The sequence below is a fragment of the Sulfurovum sp. MH2-6 genome (genome assembly GCF_058374785.1).
Window position 1 is genome coordinate 1,088,145 of the sequence record NZ_CM178170.1, and the last position, 16,094, is coordinate 1,104,238.

Annotated in this window: 15 protein-coding genes; 4 read left to right on the forward strand and 11 right to left on the reverse strand. The window is 46.3% G+C overall.

All coding sequences use genetic code 11. From position 1 onward, the window contains the following. The first annotated feature begins 50 nt into the window (after positions 1-50). Positions 51-2,000 carry an acetate--CoA ligase gene (acs, locus tag AC4JOV_RS05525; RefSeq protein ID WP_229936142.1) on the forward strand — a complete coding sequence of 650 codons (1,950 nt, stop codon included), beginning with the start codon at positions 51-53 and terminating at the stop codon, positions 1,998-2,000. A 241-nt stretch (positions 2,001-2,241) separates the two neighbouring features. After that, complete coding sequence (locus AC4JOV_RS05530) at positions 2,242-2,658, forward strand: TOBE domain-containing protein (RefSeq protein WP_229936141.1); 417 nt, start codon at positions 2,242-2,244, stop codon at positions 2,656-2,658. A 95-nt stretch (positions 2,659-2,753) separates the two neighbouring features. Here the strand turns inward: AC4JOV_RS05530 and AC4JOV_RS05535 are convergent, their stop codons facing one another. From AC4JOV_RS05535 to AC4JOV_RS05585, 11 genes are all read right to left on the reverse strand, one after another. After that, positions 2,754-3,416 (reverse strand): uracil-DNA glycosylase, encoded by a 663-nt coding sequence (locus AC4JOV_RS05535; RefSeq protein ID WP_229936140.1) that lies wholly within the window; start codon positions 3,414-3,416, stop codon positions 2,754-2,756. Positions 3,417-3,514: 98 nt separating this feature from the next. Next, a complete protein-coding gene (hypF, locus tag AC4JOV_RS05540) occupies positions 3,515-5,731 on the reverse strand; it encodes a carbamoyltransferase HypF (protein ID WP_229936139.1) in 2,217 nt (738 codons plus the stop codon). Continuing rightward, complete coding sequence (locus AC4JOV_RS05545; protein WP_229936138.1) at positions 5,728-6,258, reverse strand: HyaD/HybD family hydrogenase maturation endopeptidase; 531 nt, start codon at positions 6,256-6,258, stop codon at positions 5,728-5,730. Before AC4JOV_RS05545 ends, hypF begins: the two co-directional genes overlap by 4 nt. Positions 6,259-6,289: 31 nt before the next feature. Continuing rightward, complete coding sequence (hypA, locus tag AC4JOV_RS05550) at positions 6,290-6,631, reverse strand: hydrogenase/urease nickel incorporation protein HypA (RefSeq protein WP_229936137.1); 342 nt, start codon at positions 6,629-6,631, stop codon at positions 6,290-6,292. Further along, entirely contained in the window at positions 6,631-7,626 is a 996-nt protein-coding gene (hypE, locus tag AC4JOV_RS05555; RefSeq protein WP_229936136.1) for a hydrogenase expression/formation protein HypE, read from the reverse strand. The genes hypA and hypE overlap by 1 nt, the downstream gene beginning before the upstream one ends. Continuing rightward, a complete protein-coding gene (hypD, locus tag AC4JOV_RS05560) occupies positions 7,623-8,747 on the reverse strand; it encodes a hydrogenase formation protein HypD (RefSeq protein ID WP_229936135.1) in 1,125 nt (374 codons plus the stop codon). The genes hypE and hypD overlap by 4 nt, the downstream gene beginning before the upstream one ends. Beyond that, entirely contained in the window at positions 8,740-9,033 is a 294-nt protein-coding gene (locus AC4JOV_RS05565) for a HypC/HybG/HupF family hydrogenase formation chaperone (RefSeq protein ID WP_229936134.1), read from the reverse strand. The genes hypD and AC4JOV_RS05565 overlap by 8 nt, the downstream gene beginning before the upstream one ends. A 1-nt stretch (position 9,034) precedes the next feature. Further along, positions 9,035-9,775, reverse strand: a complete 741-nt coding sequence (gene hypB, locus AC4JOV_RS05570; protein WP_229936133.1) for a hydrogenase nickel incorporation protein HypB — start codon at positions 9,773-9,775, stop codon at positions 9,035-9,037. Beyond that, a complete protein-coding gene (locus tag AC4JOV_RS05575) occupies positions 9,768-9,944 on the reverse strand; it encodes a hypothetical protein (RefSeq protein WP_229936132.1) in 177 nt (58 codons plus the stop codon). The genes hypB and AC4JOV_RS05575 overlap by 8 nt, the downstream gene beginning before the upstream one ends. A 13-nt stretch (positions 9,945-9,957) precedes the next feature. After that, positions 9,958-11,625, reverse strand: coding sequence for a nickel-dependent hydrogenase large subunit (locus tag AC4JOV_RS05580; RefSeq protein ID WP_229936131.1), 1,668 nt, complete (start codon positions 11,623-11,625; stop codon positions 9,958-9,960). Then, positions 11,622-14,042: a hydrogenase small subunit gene (locus AC4JOV_RS05585; protein ID WP_229936130.1), complete on the reverse strand. Its 2,421-nt coding sequence runs from the start codon at positions 14,040-14,042 to the stop codon at positions 11,622-11,624. The genes AC4JOV_RS05580 and AC4JOV_RS05585 overlap by 4 nt, the downstream gene beginning before the upstream one ends. A gap of 314 nt (positions 14,043-14,356) precedes the next feature. Here AC4JOV_RS05585 and AC4JOV_RS05590 point away from each other — a divergent pair, with 314 nt between their 5' ends. Together AC4JOV_RS05590 and AC4JOV_RS05595 are read left to right on the forward strand one after the other, a co-directional pair. Next, positions 14,357-15,208 carry a DUF6920 family protein gene (locus AC4JOV_RS05590; protein ID WP_229936129.1) on the forward strand — a complete coding sequence of 284 codons (852 nt, stop codon included), beginning with the start codon at positions 14,357-14,359 and terminating at the stop codon, positions 15,206-15,208. Positions 15,209-15,277: 69 nt separating this feature from the next. Further along, on the forward strand, positions 15,278-16,090 hold the full coding sequence (locus tag AC4JOV_RS05595; RefSeq protein WP_229936128.1) for a CPBP family intramembrane glutamic endopeptidase: 813 nt from the start codon (positions 15,278-15,280) through the stop codon (positions 16,088-16,090). Positions 16,091-16,094 lie beyond the last annotated feature (4 nt).

Genomic DNA, 16,094 nt, shown 5'->3' on the forward strand with positions numbered 1-16,094 from the left:
ATAATCTATGCTACACTTATCGTAACAATCAATCAAAATAGGAGATCTCAATGAGAACACACAGAGAGATATACCAACCAAATCCTGAGTTTGCCGAGAATGCTGCCATCAGAAGTATGGATGAGTATTGGGAGCTTCAAAACAAGGCAAAAGCGGACTATGAAGGGTTCTGGAAAGCATATGCCGATGAGAAGATCGACTGGCTGGCACCCTATGAGAAGGTACTGGATGAGAGCAATGCTCCATTTTATCAATGGTTTACCAACGGAAAACTCAATGTCTCCAACCAGTGTATCGACAGGCACCTTGCAGACAAAGCAGATAAAACGGCGATCCTTTTTGAAGGGGACAGGGGAGAAGTAGAGCATATCACCTATGCGGACCTTTCACTCCGCGTGAACAAGATGGCGAACCTTCTGAGAGAAGAGTTCGGTATTACAAAAGGTGACAGGGTTGTACTCTATATGCCGATGATCCCTGAAGCGGCCTATGCGATGCTGGCATGTGCCAGAATCGGTGCGATACACTCTATTGTCTTTGGCGGTTTCTCTGCTGAGGCTCTGAAAGACCGTATTGAAGATGCGGAGGCAAAACTTGTGATCACGGCTGACGGTGCGTATAGAAAAGGTAAACCCTATATGCTCAAGCAGGTGGTTGACGAAGCCCTTGAAGAGGGTGGGGAGAGTGTCGAAGCCGTCCTTGTTGTAAAGAGAAACCATGAAGAGATCGATTGGGTTGACGGAAGAGATTATGATTATAACTTTCTGATCGAGTCACAACATACCGAGTGTCCTTATGAGCTTATGGATAGCGAGGATCCTCTTTTCCTGCTCTATACTTCAGGAAGTACAGGTAAGCCAAAAGGCGTGCAGCATAACCAGGCCGGGTATATCCTCTGGGCACAGATGACGATGGAGTGGGTATTTGATATCAAAGAGAATGATGTCTACTGGTGTACGGCAGATATCGGTTGGATCACAGGGCATACCTATATCATCTACGGGCCGCTTGCAGCGGGTGCTACCACAGTGATGTTTGAAGGAGTACCGACCTATCCGGATGCAGGGCGTGCATGGAAGATGGTACAAGACCATAAGATCACCCAGTTCTATACCGCACCTACTGCGATCCGTGTACTTCATAAAATGGGTGAGCATGAACCCGAAAAGTATGATCTCAGTTCACTCAAAGTACTTGGAACGGTAGGCGAACCGATCGATCCGCCGGCATGGAAATGGTACTATGAAGAGGTGGGCAGAGGCAAGTGTGCGATCGTGGATACCTGGTGGCAGACCGAAACAGGCGGGCATATGATCTCTCCGCTGCCGGGTGCTACACCGATCAAGCCTGCGTGTGCGACGATGCCGCTTCCGGGTATCATGGCTGAAGTGATCGATCCTGACGGTACGCCAAAAGAGGTTAATGAGACGGGACTGCTCTGTATCACAAAACCGTGGCCAAGTATGATCCGTACGATCTGGGGTGACCCTGATAGATATGAGAAGTCCTATTTCGGTGATGCCAAAAAAGAGGGTAAGCCGGTCTACTTCTCAGGGGATGGTGCATTGGTGGACAGTCTGGGATATATCACGATCACGGGACGTGTGGATGATGTCATCAACGTATCCGGACACCGTATGGGTACAGCAGAGATCGAAGCAGCGGTGAAGAAAGATGATTCTGTAGCTGAAGTGGCGGTAGTAGGGCGCCCGCATGAGATCAAAGGTGAGTCTATCTTCATCTATATCGTTCTCAAAGAGGGGCATGTCAATGAGGATATCGTAACACATATCAATGATCTGCTTGCTTCAGAGATCGGTAATATTGCAAAAGCAGACCATATCATCGAAGTCCCCGGATTGCCAAAAACACGTTCAGGTAAGATCATGAGACGTATTCTACGTTCTATCGCAAAAGGTGAAGCGGTGACTCAGGATATCTCAACATTGGAAGATCCGGCGATCGTTAACCAGATCGAAACAAAAGCGAAAGAGGCGTAATAGTCTCTTCTGTTAGGTTATACCTCTATAACAAACGCTTATCTGATTGATGACACTATTCCCGGAGTCTCCTGATACATGATATACAATTATCAAGGTTCCCCCCGCATCTTTTAAAAGATTAATTATTAAATTGAATTATATAAATAAGATATATTACTTATTTGTAAGCAATGAAGTGCCATAATATAACGTTTATAAATAAAAATTTTTATAAACATTATAAGATAAAGGGGAACTTATGAAAACAAGTGCACGTAATCAACTTCAGGGTACTATCACAGAAATCAAAAGCGGTCAAGTCAATACAGAAGTAGTCATCGATCTCGGGGCTGAAGCAAAATTGACAGCAATCATCACCAATGATGCCAAAGATGATATGGGGCTCACTGTAGGTGACAGCGCTTATGCGATCATTAAAGCATCGTTTGTGATTGTTTCTAAAGAGAAGCCGGGTAAAATCAGTACAAGAAATATTTTGGAGACAACGGTAGATGAAGTTGTCAATGGGATGGTAAATTCTGAACTGAAACTGAAGATGGGTGATCACATGCTGACATCTATCATCACGAAAGATGCTGAGGATGAGTTGGAAGTGAAGGCAGGAGATACTGTCTACGCATTGATCAAAGCAAACTCGATCATTCTCGCACAATAATCTTTTTTACGGACTGCTATCTGCAGTCCGAATCGCTTCACACTCTCATTTTCTCTCTATTTTTATTTCATCTATCATTTATAGCAAGCATAGCGTTATGAGATGAGCGTTTTTATCTTTTTGAGATCTTCAAAGACCTCTTTTTTAGCACTGGGATTTCTCAGCAGATAACTGGGGTGAAAGGTCGGTATGATCATATACTCTTTTTGTTGGTTGACCACTCCTCTGATCTGGCTGATCGGTGTGGAATCATCCGTAAGGTAGTGGTAGGCCGTAGCCCCCAAAGTGACAACCAGTTTTGGCTTGATCAGTTCGATCTGTTTGAAGAGGTAGGGTCTGCAGGTATGTGCCTCTGTTGCAGTAGGTACACGGTTGCCCGGTGGACGGCATTTGACGATATTGGCGATATAGACTTCCGATCTTGGGATGTTGAGTACATTTTCTATCATCTTGGTAAGCAGCTCTCCGGATTTACCTACGAACGGTTTCCCCTGCGTATCTTCACTGGCACCGGGTCCTTCACCGACAAACAGGATATCGGCATTCTCATTGCCTTCACCAAAGACCACTTTTGTTCTGCTTTTACTCAGTTCGCACAGGTGACAGTTGAGGGCCTGCTTCTTGAGCGCTTCCATTGAATTTGGCAACATAAGGTCAGAGGGATCTTCCTTGAATATGGTCAGATCGGTGTAACGGTGACCAAGATCTTTTAACTGATAGAGATGTTTGAGAAGTAGTGCATTTTTGAGGTTTTTCATAGGGATATTATACTCTCTATGGCTTAATGGGGCAATGAAATGAAACGCTATTTAAAAGGATAACGAGGAGTTTTACGGAGGGATGACAAAGTATACTTTTATCCTTTCTCTAATACGAGTGCAAGCTGCCCCATACTCACACCACCGTCATTGAGAGGGACTTTTTCATTCCAAAAGAGATCCTCTATTTTTCCGGAAAGGAGCCCAAGCAGTGTTTTGTTCTGGAATACCCCTCCGCCGACCACCACTTTCAACTTCTCCCGTTCATAGAAGTAACAGACGATCTCAACCAAGGTATTGAAAAATTTTGAAACAGCCTGAGTTTGATTCTCCTCTTCCACTACTCCTTTGATCATCATCGACCAGTCGATTTCACCGTTAATGACTTCAAAAGGATAGCTCTGGGTGATGTTTGCATCATAGAGGGATTCCATACGCAGACCGCTTTCCCCTTCATAGCTGATCTTCTGGCGGATGCCTGTCATACTTGCTATCGCATCGAAGAGTCTGCCCACGGAACTGCTTAGCGGTGCATTGATCCCTTTCTCATAAAGCAGATAGAGGGTTTCCATTTCACTGTGGCTGAAGGCAGCAGTGGTAGGGTTTTTGAGCTGTATGGCATCTTTGCCGTAGAGTGAAAAAAGCAAGGAGAGGGCGATCCTGCGTGGTTCTTTGATGGCACGCTCACCTCCAAGCAGTTTAAAGTATCTAAAGTGACCGATCCTTTTAAAGTCATCTCCCATACCCCGAAAGAACTCCCCGCCCCATATCTCCCCGTCATCACCGTAACCACTGCCGTCAAATGCCACGCCAATTACCTCCTCCTTCAGGTGATGTTCAAAGATCGCTGAGGCGATATGTGTCTTATGGTGCTGCACCTGGATCATCTCACACTTTTGTGCTTTCGCCCATTTGGTAGTCTCATAGCGGGGGTGTTTATCAGTGACAATTTGGTCGGGTGCAAACCGGTAGAGAGAGTTAAAAGCGTGCAGTGTCTTCTCAAAATGCTCCATAGACTCAACTGAGGTCAGATCTCCGATATGCGGCGAGATGATCATATGCTCTTTAAAAGAGATCGTTATCGTATTCTTTTGATTGGCACCGGTTGAGAGGGTGTTTTTCCTGACAGCGGAAGGAAGCCTGAAGTGGGTTGGGGCATATCCCCTGGCACTCCTTAGGAGCACTGTTTTGTTCCCCACACTCATCACGACCGAATCATCACATCTGTGGTGGATTTCCAGGTCATGGTCAAGGCAAAGATCCCATAAGTGACTGTAATTTTTTATCTCCTCAAATGTCGAACAGAGGGGAGAGTCACTGAGATTTGCACTTGTTACGATAACCGGTTTATCAAAACGGGCTAAAAGCATCAGCTGTAAAGGGGTATAGGGAAGCATCACACCAAGCCTGTTGAGTTCCGGTGCCACTTGCGTACTGAGCTTGGCATCCTTTTTAAGCTGGGCGATCAGTATAGGTTTTTGACTGGAGCCAAGGAGTGCTTCCTCATGTGCATTGATCTCTATAAGCTTTTTGGCATCCTGCATCTCTCTGACCATCACCGCAAAGGGTTTTGACGGCCTCTTTTTCCTCTTACGCAAATCTTCTATGGCCCGGGTGTGGGTTGCATCACAAATAAGATGGAAACCTCCTACTCCCTTCATCGCAATGATCTTCCCTTCCTCCAAAGCCTTTACCATGATATCAATGCTACTGCCCCCTTCAGAGATCTTTGAGTGATGATCATAGAGTGTGATCCGGGGGCCGCACTCCGGACAGCTGATACCTTGGGCATGAAATCTGCGGTTATCGGGATCCTCATACTCCTCCCGGCACTTCTTGCATAGTGGAAAGCGATTCATCGAAGTGTGTTCTCTCTCATAAGGAAGTGCTTTGAGTATCGTATAGCGCGGCCCACACTCCGCACAGTTGATAAAAGGGTAGAGATAGCGTCTGTTTGAAGGATCAAAAAGTTCCTTCTCGCATTTTTTACACATTCCGGTATCAAGCGGTGTTATCACATTGAGCGTTTCGTTTCCTCTCTCCTTATGACCAATCGTTATCTCTGAGAAATCGATCTTTTTTTCCATGCTCCTGCAGTGGAGATCATCGATCTGTGAAAGAGGAGGGGGATCGGCTTTCAATTGTGTTAAAAACTCCTCAAGGTTCAGAGGGGAGGTTTGAACGAACATCTCAACACCCTGGTCAGAGTTCCATATTTTACCGTTGATATGAAGCTTTTTTGCCATACGGTAGAGAAAGGGTCGGAAGCCGACGCCCTGAACGGTACCCCGGATCGTAATATGATAGTTTTTCATCTATGACCGCTTCCCATCAGTTCTATAATCACGCTCTGAAGAGAACGCTCTTCTGTTCGTGTCGCTTCAATCCCCAAAGAGGTGATCTCACCAAGCACCAACTGCAGATAGCGATGAAACTGTTTCTCTAAAGCACTGCTAAGACCGATCGAAACTGAGGTGATATCTTCAGGGACTATGCCCAGGATGGTGACCTTGGCTGTGAGACCATAGAGTGCCCCGGCTTCAAGCATCTGTATGAGCTCGACTTCATGGGCCGTATTTCTTTGTGCCCCAAGACCGTGAAACTCTTCGGCAGGTATCCTGTAGAGTCTGCCGGGTTCGTCATCGATGGAGAGTGTATCCAGTATGATCACCTGATCATATTCCTGAAGGTATCCTATCAGGTTCAGTCCCATCGTTCCCCCGTCCACTATCTCAAGGTGCGGTGAAAACGCGTAGTTGTTTTTGAGAAAGCAGGCGGTATAGACACCGATCCCGTCATCTTTGAAAAGCGTGTTGCCGACCCCGATCACGATACTCTTCATCTATCCTTCTCCCTTATACCACTACGCAAATTTACTCCAGTTCCAGACGCATCAGGTACATCTCCTCGCCATCGATGACCTCTATATCCGTGCTTTCGCACTGCGGGCATAGGTATCGGCCTGTATCGAGTTCGTTCTCATCTCCACAGGAGAGACATCTCACCTTCAGGGGCTGAATATGCATGATAAAATCGGCATTTTTACAGATGCTCTCCTCTTTAAATGTATCAAAGGCTACTTCAAGAAGGTGCGGCTCCACGCCGCTATACGCACCGATCTTTACTTCGACCCGGCTGACACCTGTTGCTTGATGTTTGCCGGCCTCTGCTTCACACAGTTCTATGAGGGAGTTGACGATGGAGTATTCATGCATCAGCATATCCTCGGCAGCAGTTCCCCTGAGGGCAGCTCCAGGAACCTTGAGGTTCCATAGGGTGTCTTTAGCAGTACTTTTTGCGGATATCCGGCAGTCACTTCCCCGATGATCTCTGCCATACTTGAAGCTTCCATAGAACGCAAGAGCTTCAAGGCCTTTGGGGCATCTTTGGGGTCTACGGCGATGAGAAATGTCCCCTCATTGGCCAGAGTGAATGGTTCAAAGCCCAGCAGCTCGCATACCCCTTGGACCTCCCGGCTGATCGGTACCTTCTCCTCCTCCACTTCTATACAGATATCGGATTGCTTGGCCCACTCATTGAGAACGGCTGCTACGCCCCCTCTGGTAGCATCCCTCATGGCCTTGATAGGTATCTCTGCCTCTATCAGTTTTTCCACCACAGGCCAAAGCGACTGGCAGTCGCTCTCAAGTGCAGTGGAAAACTCCATCTCCTCCCGCTCTAAAAATATGCTTGCACCGTGTCTGCCGATAGAGTTTGAGACAATGATCAGATCACTTTGGCTGATCCTGTTGGAAGAGATACCCTTATAGCGTATCTCTCCTATGCCGGTGGTATTGATAAAGATCCTGTCGACACTCCCTTTGGGTACCACTTTTGTATCTCCGCTCACGATCACAGCCCCGTTTTTTTCAAGCTCGGATTTCATAGAGAGGACGATTTTTTCAAGGTTTGATATCTCAAATCCCTCTTCGATGATCACTGCGCAGGTAAGGTATTTGGGTTTCGCACCCATCATGGCCAGATCATTACATGTCCCGCATATACTGAGTTTGCCTATATCCCCGCCTTTGAAAAAGAGAGGCGTAACGGTAAAACTGTCTGTCGTAAATGCCAGCCAGCCTTGTTCTATCACTGCAGCATCTTCTGCCTGTTGCAGGATCTCATTCTGAAAGTGTCTATAGAAAAGCTCCTCAATAAGTCTGCCGTTCTCCTCTCCGCCGTTGCCGTGTGCCAAGCCAATCGTCTTCATCGCATATTCCCGTATCTGTAGTATGCGGCACAGGCACCCTCGCTGGAGACCATACAGCTTCCAAGAGGAGAAGAGGGGGTACATGCATTGCCGAAAAGCCTGCATTCCAAGGGCTTTGCCGCTCCCATGAGTATGTCACCGCAGATGCACTGTTTGTGATCGTCTATCTCCCGGTTCGGCAGCAGTTCAGTGTAGATCCTTTCTGCATCCAGGTAGGCAAACTCCTTCTTCAGCTGCAGTGCACTCTGAGCGATATCACCTATCCCGCGCCAGCGGAAATGCGTACGCTTTTCAAAAAATCTATCCATGAGCTTTTGTGCCACAAGGTTGCCTTCGGGGGTGACACTCCTGCTGTACTCGATCTCAACTCCGCAGCGATTTTCATTGAACTGCTTTAGCAGCATCAGAATACCCTCCAGGATATCTACCGGTTCAAAACCGGCGACAACAACAGGTGTATGGTACTTTTTGGGAAATGCTTTATAGATGTTCGCTCCGGAGATCACACTGACATGGCTGGGACCGATAAAGGCATCGATCTTTGATCGTTTGGCATCCAGGAGCACTTTCATCGGTTCGGGAACCCTGATATGATTGATATGAAACAGAATGTTTTCAATCCCCTCATCGATGACATGCTGTATCAGTGCTGCACTCATCGGGGTAGTCGTCTCAAAACCGATCGCAAAAAAGATGATCTTTTTATCAGGGTTCTCTTTTGCTATCTTGAGCGTATCAAGAGGGGAGTAGAGATATCTTACATCCGCACCTTTGGCTCTTGCATCCTGCAGTGAGCCTTTGGAGCCCGGAACTTTGATCATGTCTCCAAGCGTGACCAAGATCACATCACTCTGCATCGCCAGCCTGTAGGCATGGTCTATGCGCTCTTTGGGCAGTACACATACCGGACATCCCGGTCCGTGTATGAAGTGAATGTTGTTTGGCATAAGCTGGTGAAGCCCGTACTTGACGATGCTATGGGTATGGCCTCCGCATACCTCCATGATATGTATATCCCGCTTGAGCTTCTCTGCCTCGGTTTCGATGCTTCTCACCAGTGCTCTGATGGTTTTTGGATCACGGAACCCTTCATACAGCTCCTTTAACGCAAGACTACCCATCTTCGCTCCGGTGGGTAGAGCTATCACTCTCTGCGATAAACTGTTCCGGCTCTTCGGCTTCCATCACGGCGATGATCTCCCTGTACGCTTCAAGGCTTTGCAGTGCATCGGCTTCATCGATCTTATTCATCGCAAAACCGATATGTATCAACACATAGTCCCCCACATCTACCTGCTGATCGATCAGATCGAGTGATGCTTCACGCGCTACACCCATGGTATCGACGGTTGCTATATTGCGACTGCAGTCGATTTCGGTTATCTGAGAAGGGATCGAGAGGCACATATCAACTCCTGAACTTCTGTTTGAACGCTATCCACTCGATCACCCGTTTGATACTTTGTGGGTCTTTCGTAGTAACCTCAAGGATATCCACATTGGGTTTAAGTCTTCTGGCTGCTCTCTTTTCAGCTTCGATATCGTACTCAAAATAGGGTAGAAGATCGGTCTTTGTAAAGAGTATAAGGTCCGCTTTTCTGAACATCACAGGGTATTTGGCGATCTTGTCTTCCCCTTCAGGGATGGAGACCAGTACGATGTTCAGGTGTGTTCCCACATCATAGCTTGCAGGGCAGACAAGGTTCCCCACATTCTCTACAAAACAGACATCCATTTTGTCCAGATCCATATGGTGAAGCCCTTTGTGCACCATAAAGGCATCGAGATGACAGGCTGATCCTGTCTGTATCTGATACGCCTCGATCCCTTTGGCTTTCAGTCTCTCCGCATCCCTGTTCGTCTCCAGGTCACCCTCTATCACACCAAAGGAAAAATCAGCCAGCCCTGCCATCGCTTCGAGCAGAGAGGTCTTGCCGCTGCCGGGACTGCTCATAAGGTTGATACCCACTACATGGTGTCTGTCGAGATGCTCCCTGTTGTGTGCCGCTTCATGATCATTCTTATGCAGGATTTTGGTAATGACATCTATGGTCTTGCTGTCATTGAGCTGCGGGTTATGATGCAAGGTTTCATCAGAGTGATGGTGATGATGTGCTTCCGTGACCGAACAACCGCAATCTTTACACATTTTTTTTCTCCAGATATCTGTAGAGTATAAAAATTCCCAGGACTGCAATGACTAAAACAGCAAATTCATTGCTGTGCAGAAAACCTAAAAGGTGCAAATGATCGTGCCCCTCAGCGTGTGCAAAAAGATGTGGGGTCAATGAGAACAGAACGATAATAGTTTTCAACATAAGAGTCTCCTTTTTAGATTGAACAGATTGAGTTTATCTTGTATTTGCTTAGCTCTTTGCCTTGTGCATCGATGATATGTACCGCGCAGGCCAGGCACGGGTCAAAGGCATGGAGCACGCGTAAGACTTCGAGAGGTTGGGAAGGATCTTCAAGTCTGATACCTATCAGTGCTTCTTCATAGGGTCCTCGTTGATCTTCGCTGTCTTTTGGAGAGGCATTCCATGTGGTCGGGGCAATGACCTGATAATTGGCAATCTTTTGATCTTTTATCTGTACAAAGTGGCTGAGCACACCCCTTGGCACTTCAAAGAAAGCCCTTCCTTTGGCCTGATGCGGCAACTCTTCAAATGCATACTTGCTCCAGGTATCGGTATCATAATACTTGATATTCTCAATAAGATTGTTCACAAGCTTGAAGATATATTCGCTGATATAGGCACTCTCTATTGCCCTGGCCGCATTTCTGCCGACAGTGGTGGTAAGATCGCTCAGTTCCAACCCGCATGCCTCAAGGAACTCATCCACAAAGGGTCTGATGAATCGGTTCCCTTTTTGATAGCTTACGAGCACTCTCGCAAGCGGCCCGCACTCCATCGGTTTTCCCTCATAACGCGGTGCTTTGACCCAGCTGTACTTGTCCTCTCTGTTCCGGGTTTTGAGTGTCCCGTCTTCATTGAGGTCCGTATAGTGCGGCTCATCCCCTTCATACCAGGCACGGTCTACATTTTCGGTGACCTTGCTCTCATCAAAAGGATGAACCCTCTCAAGCTCATGTCCGAAAATGACACCCGCTTCAAAGAGTTGATGCGCTTTATCTAACGGGAATCCTCCTACACAGAGAAAGTTGCCTTCATTGCGTCCGTAACCTGCCTTGATATCCTCTCTGTAGGCCCTGGTGATCAATCTGACATCGGGGAGGTAGGCCCTGTCAATAAAATCTTTTGACTCTTTGAGAATCTCAATAAACGTATTGAGCCTTTGGGGGTTGATCATGTCAGCCACACTGGTCACACCGCCTACGACGATCGTCTGCGGGTGAGGGGTTTTCGCTCCGAAAATGGCAACGGCTTTGGAGATATCGGTTTGAAACTTCAATGCTTCGAGGTAGTGCGATAACAAAAGAAGGTTCTCTTCAGGTGTAAGACTGTAGGCTTTATGTCCCCAATACCCGTTACTGAAAAGACCGAGTTTCCCTGCATCTACAAACTTTTTGAGCTTCTCTTTGACCTCTACATAGTGTGTATCTGAGTTACGGTAAGGTTCAGAGGAGTAGTTCTGGGCAATTTCCGAGGTGAGCTCCGGATCTGCTTCAAGTGCTTTGGTGACATCGACATAGTCCAAAAGATGCAGATGGTAAAAATGCACGACATGGTCCTGTAAGAAGAGTGCCAATGCCATCAGGTCCCTGATGATCTCACTGTTGGCCGGGATCGTGATCCCGTAGGCATCTTCCACCGCCGAGATCGCTGCACGGAAGTGTACATTGGTACAGACACCGCAAATCCTTCCTGCCAGCAAACCTGCATCTCTGGGGTCCCTGTTTTTAAGGATGATCTCAATCCCCCTGAAAAGCTGTCCGCTGACATAGGCTTCTCTGACTACATTGTTTTCATCTAGCTCGACCTCTGCACGCAGATGCCCCTCGATACGGGTGATCGGGTCAATGACGATCTTCTTCACTTTTCCTCCTCTACCTTTCTTTCCGTTGCCAGTCTGTCAAAGAACTTCGTCTCTACACATCCCATACAGCCGTGCCCGCCTTGGACAGGCCAGCTTGTACCCTGGTTGAACTTCATCGTAGGGCAGTTGGCATTGGCGTATGGCCCCTTGCATCCCATCTCAAAAAGACACCATCCTTTTTTGGCACCTTCATCTCCCCACTCTTTGACAAATTCACCCAGCTCGTAGTGCCCCCGTCTTTCGCAGTTGTCATGGATCCTTCCTTCATAGGCCCATAGCGGACGGTGAAAACTATCAAGTTTCGGAAGCTCCTCGAACATCAGGTAGTAGAGCAGGGTACCCACAATATTTATCGGGTTGACAGGGCATCCGGGTAGGTTGATAACATCTTCACGTCCAAGTGCTTCAGAGACACCTACCGCTCCGGTGGGATTGGGTGCCGCAGCAACCACACCGCCGTCGAACGCACAAGCTCCTACGGAGATAATCAAGGCCGCATCCTCTGCACACTGTTTCAGAAGTTCAAGTCCTGTTTGTCCTTGCGGACCGATACGCAAAAACTTTCCATCCATGCCTAAGGGGATCGCCCCTTCTACGATCAGGATATACTCTCCTTTTTGATGGGAGATGATATGCTCCAAAACGGTTTCGCTCTGATCGCCTGCACTGCTCATAAGCAGTTCATGGTAATCGAGTGAGATATAGTCAAAGATAAGATCAGCGATACTGGGATCAGCAGTTTTGATAAAGGCTTCAGAGTTCCCTGAACAGTCAGCGAGTTCCAGCCAGATCACCGGCACTCTGTTGAGTGTTCTTACGCCTTTTTTTACCAGCTCTTCAAACTCAGGGTGCAGCTGCATATCTGCTGTGACCATGGAAACCCATCGGTTCATCTCTTGATCGGTGATATCGTAGGCATCCATGGCAGAGGAGAGGTTGTCACTGTCAAGCTGGTTCTGAGGATGGAGTCTGTTGAACTTTTCGACACGTTTTCTAGCCAGTTCTATCTCTTTTTCTCGTTTGAGATCTTCTGGCGTTTTTTTCGGCATATTCGGATCGATCAGACCCTGTGATGCTTCGACTACATCTACTACCATTTTTTTACATCGTCCGCACACACGGCCTGCCTGGGTAAACTCTCCCAACTCCTGAAAGTTACTTACGCCGCTCATACGTACGATATCTTCAAGGTCTTTTTGATACACATGTTCACAGCTGCATATCAGTCTTCCTCTCTCTGAAAGGACTCTGTTCTCATAAAGATAGGAGGCATCTATCGGATTTTGATCCCTTACAAGGTCTTCAAGGTAACCTACATCCACATTGGAGTTGATACCTATAAACCGTATAAGTTTGTCATCTTTTATATAGTACTCATCCACTCTGTGGTCATTGGGGGAGGTCATCACTATCTTTTCAAACGCGTTCTCTTTGGAACGTTCCGGACTACTGACATCTATGAGATCAAACTCTCCGACTTTTAACATATCTACAGATACTTCAGGTCTAAATCTCTTCTCCTCGCTTCCAAAGAGGTCTGAGAGGGCCACATCGGCTTGCAGTGTACACTCTTTGACATGCCCTGCGATGAAGCCTAGTGACTTGACTTCTGCAGCCTCTCCCACGGCATAGATATCCTCATCGCTTGTCTGCATAAAATCATTGGTCAGGATACCGCGGTTACATTCTAATGACTCTCTGGAAAAATCGATATTGGGTTGTATACCCACACCAAAGATAAGATAGGGGTCATCGATCTCAAACTTTTTTGTCTTTAACTGTGTGATATGACCCTCTATGATGGTTTTGTCGACGATCTCATTCTCATAGGAGATCCGGACTTTACCGCTTTTTAGATAGGCTGATTCGATCTCATTTTGTGCCTCTGACGAGAGTGAATGGGCATAGAGTCTGTTTGAACGTACGAGCAGGGTGATATGCTTTGCATCTTCCATCGCATTCAGTGTTTCAAGCAGTTCCAGTGCCAGGGGACCAGAACCGACGATAACCACTTCACGACCTTTGATCCCCTCTTTGATCTTTTGAGAGTCATCGGCACTTCTAAAGACACCGGCATTGTCAAGATCTTCGATGTCAAAAAGTGTTTTTGGGATGGACCCAGTTGCAATGATCAGCTTATCATAGCCATAGGTGTGATCGGCAGTACGTACCTTTTTATTCTCTCTGTCAATCTGGGCAACTTTTTGGTTCAACGTCACTTTGACAGAAGGATGGAGTGCCAAAGAGATATCCTTTTGGGTATCTTCCTCATTTACAAGATTGCATAGGTGTATCCTGTCATAGGGGGCCAAAGACTCATCGGAGATGATCTGCACGTCTGCTTCCATAGCTATCTCTTTGATACGGTTGGCTATATATGCTGCTGATATCCCGCCGCCTATGATCACTATCTGCATACTAGAGACTCCATTTGATCTGTTCTCTTTAGATTATAACAGATTCAACTATTATTTAAAATAATAGATAGGTTTTAACTATTTCAAACCATCAGTGATTTGAAGTTTCACTATGTATGATTATTTGTCACTATGACATATGGTTTGAGTAGGGGGATGAGAAACTATGTATGTTCAGAGACAGAAGATAAGAGGGAAAACCTTATCATAGTTATAGATGTTATTATGAATAGACTTTTTGATATACTCAGGCTCAGAATAAGCAAATAGAGGTAATTGTTATAGTGAGTATCTATGAATAGAAAGAGGTGTCTATGGATAGATGGTTTTTAATAATATCCGGTATTGCCATACTCTCTGTTTTGGCTCTTTTCCTTGGACAAGCATATCAACGTACCAGATTAAAGAAACTTGAGATATCACTGATCCGTAATACCCCTCAATCACAGACCAATACCATTGATTTTGCTTCTTTTTCAGAGCTTCCGCTTCCGGTTTCACGTTATTTCAAACACGTACTGGTTGATGGACAAAGATTGATTAAAAGCGTAAGAATGCGTCAATCCGGTATACTTAGAGCAAGTCCGATGAAGAATAACTGGTCTGCGTTTACCGCATCACAACTTGTTGTGCCCTCTTCAAACAGTTTTATATGGGATGCTAAAATAGCAATGCCCTTAAGCATCCATTTTCAAGTGATTGATAGCTATGTCTCAGGGATAGGTTCAGGACAGGTGAGTTTATTCTCTGCTTTTCCTCTTGTTTCAGAATCTGGATCAATAGCGCTTAATTCAGGTGCCTTGCATCGGTACTTAGCTGAATCAGTCTGGTTCCCCACCAATCTTTTGCCGCAATCCGGCGTCCAATGGAGTCCGCTGAGTGATCACTCAGCAATCGCTACAATCACGGATAAGGGAATCACTGTGTCACTCGAGTTTCGGTTCAATGGGACAGGAGAAGTTACAGGTATATACAGCCCCGGTCGTTTTAGTAAGATTGACGGTGAATATATACAGTTACCTTGGGAGGGACACTTTAGCGACTATCAGCAACAAGCAGGTATGCTTATACCTATGTATGGTGAAGTCGGCTGGTATATTCACGGAGCATTGCAACTTGTCTGGAAAGGAAAACTTCTGGATGTCGATTATGATCTTGAAGAGTGAATGACCGGCTGATCACACATTGTTGTTTTCTTTTGATCATTATGTCTAGAGAGATAAAGGATAAAAATCATGAAAATTCGATTATTGCTGCTGTATCTGGCGATAACCTTCGGACTCTCCTGGGGGCTTATCTCTTTATTGATTCTTTTCCCACAGCAGATCTCAGTTTTATTTGGTGAGTTGAGTGCACAAAACCCACTGTTTATACTTGCTGTGTATTCTCCCGCTATTGCGGCTTTTAGTCTCGTAATATATTATGCAGGAGTAGAAGGCTTGCGTCGTTATCTCTCAAGGCTATTATTATGGAGAGTTCATTGGGCCTGGTATGGCTATATCTTCATCGGTATTCCGTTTTTATTTTATGCCGGAGCTGCGATGAAAGGCAATCTGTTTACTGACTCCTTTCCGTTTTCCGTCTGGTATGAAGTATTTCCTGCACTGGCTTTTATGCTTATCTTGGGACCCGTTGAAGAGTTTGGCTGGCGCGGGTTTGCCCTGCCGCTGCTGCAACAGTATTTTACACCGATCTGGGCTGGACTGATACTCGGAGTTATCTGGGGGATATGGCATCTTCCCGCATTTTATTTAAGCGGAACGCCACAGAGTGCATGGTCTTTTTTGCCTTTTTTTATCGCCTCCATCGCCGTAAGTGTGATGATAACGCCGCTCTTTAATGTTTCAGGCGGGAGTATACTACTCCCACTTTTGGTTCACTGGCAACTGAACAACCCGATTTTTCCTGATGCTGCACCGTATGATACAATCATGTTTGTCACGGCAGCTGTTATAGTGGTAATAATCAATCGAAAGCGTATGTTCAGCAAAGATCATGCAGTGACAAAAGTGATTCCCGGTAATCTGAAGCCGTTCGATGGGCATTAAGGAA

What these genes read in the sequence shown, in the direction of transcription:
- hypE (WP_229936136.1), bottom strand. Translation starts at nt 7,626, where the DNA reads ATGAAGACGATTGGCTTGGCACACGGCAACGGCGGAGAGGAGAACGGC.
- acs (WP_229936142.1), top strand. Translation starts at nt 51, where the DNA reads ATGAGAACACACAGAGAGATATACCAACCAAATCCTGAGTTTGCCGAG.
- hypB (WP_229936133.1), bottom strand. Translation starts at nt 9,775, where the DNA reads ATGTGTAAAGATTGCGGTTGTTCGGTCACGGAAGCACATCATCACCAT.
- hypD (WP_229936135.1), bottom strand. Translation starts at nt 8,747, where the DNA reads ATGGGTAGTCTTGCGTTAAAGGAGCTGTATGAAGGGTTCCGTGATCCA.
- hypF (WP_229936139.1), bottom strand. Translation starts at nt 5,731, where the DNA reads ATGAAAAACTATCATATTACGATCCGGGGTACCGTTCAGGGCGTCGGC.
- AC4JOV_RS05585 (WP_229936130.1), bottom strand. Translation starts at nt 14,042, where the DNA reads ATGCAGATAGTGATCATAGGCGGCGGGATATCAGCAGCATATATAGCC.
- AC4JOV_RS05595 (WP_229936128.1), top strand. Translation starts at nt 15,278, where the DNA reads ATGAAAATTCGATTATTGCTGCTGTATCTGGCGATAACCTTCGGACTC.
- AC4JOV_RS05535 (WP_229936140.1), bottom strand. Translation starts at nt 3,416, where the DNA reads ATGAAAAACCTCAAAAATGCACTACTTCTCAAACATCTCTATCAGTTA.
- AC4JOV_RS05545 (WP_229936138.1), bottom strand. Translation starts at nt 6,258, where the DNA reads ATGAAGAGTATCGTGATCGGGGTCGGCAACACGCTTTTCAAAGATGAC.
- AC4JOV_RS05530 (WP_229936141.1), top strand. Translation starts at nt 2,242, where the DNA reads ATGAAAACAAGTGCACGTAATCAACTTCAGGGTACTATCACAGAAATC.
- hypA (WP_229936137.1), bottom strand. Translation starts at nt 6,631, where the DNA reads ATGCATGAATACTCCATCGTCAACTCCCTCATAGAACTGTGTGAAGCA.
- AC4JOV_RS05575 (WP_229936132.1), bottom strand. Translation starts at nt 9,944, where the DNA reads ATGTTGAAAACTATTATCGTTCTGTTCTCATTGACCCCACATCTTTTT.
- AC4JOV_RS05565 (WP_229936134.1), bottom strand. Translation starts at nt 9,033, where the DNA reads ATGTGCCTCTCGATCCCTTCTCAGATAACCGAAATCGACTGCAGTCGC.
- AC4JOV_RS05590 (WP_229936129.1), top strand. Translation starts at nt 14,357, where the DNA reads ATGGATAGATGGTTTTTAATAATATCCGGTATTGCCATACTCTCTGTT.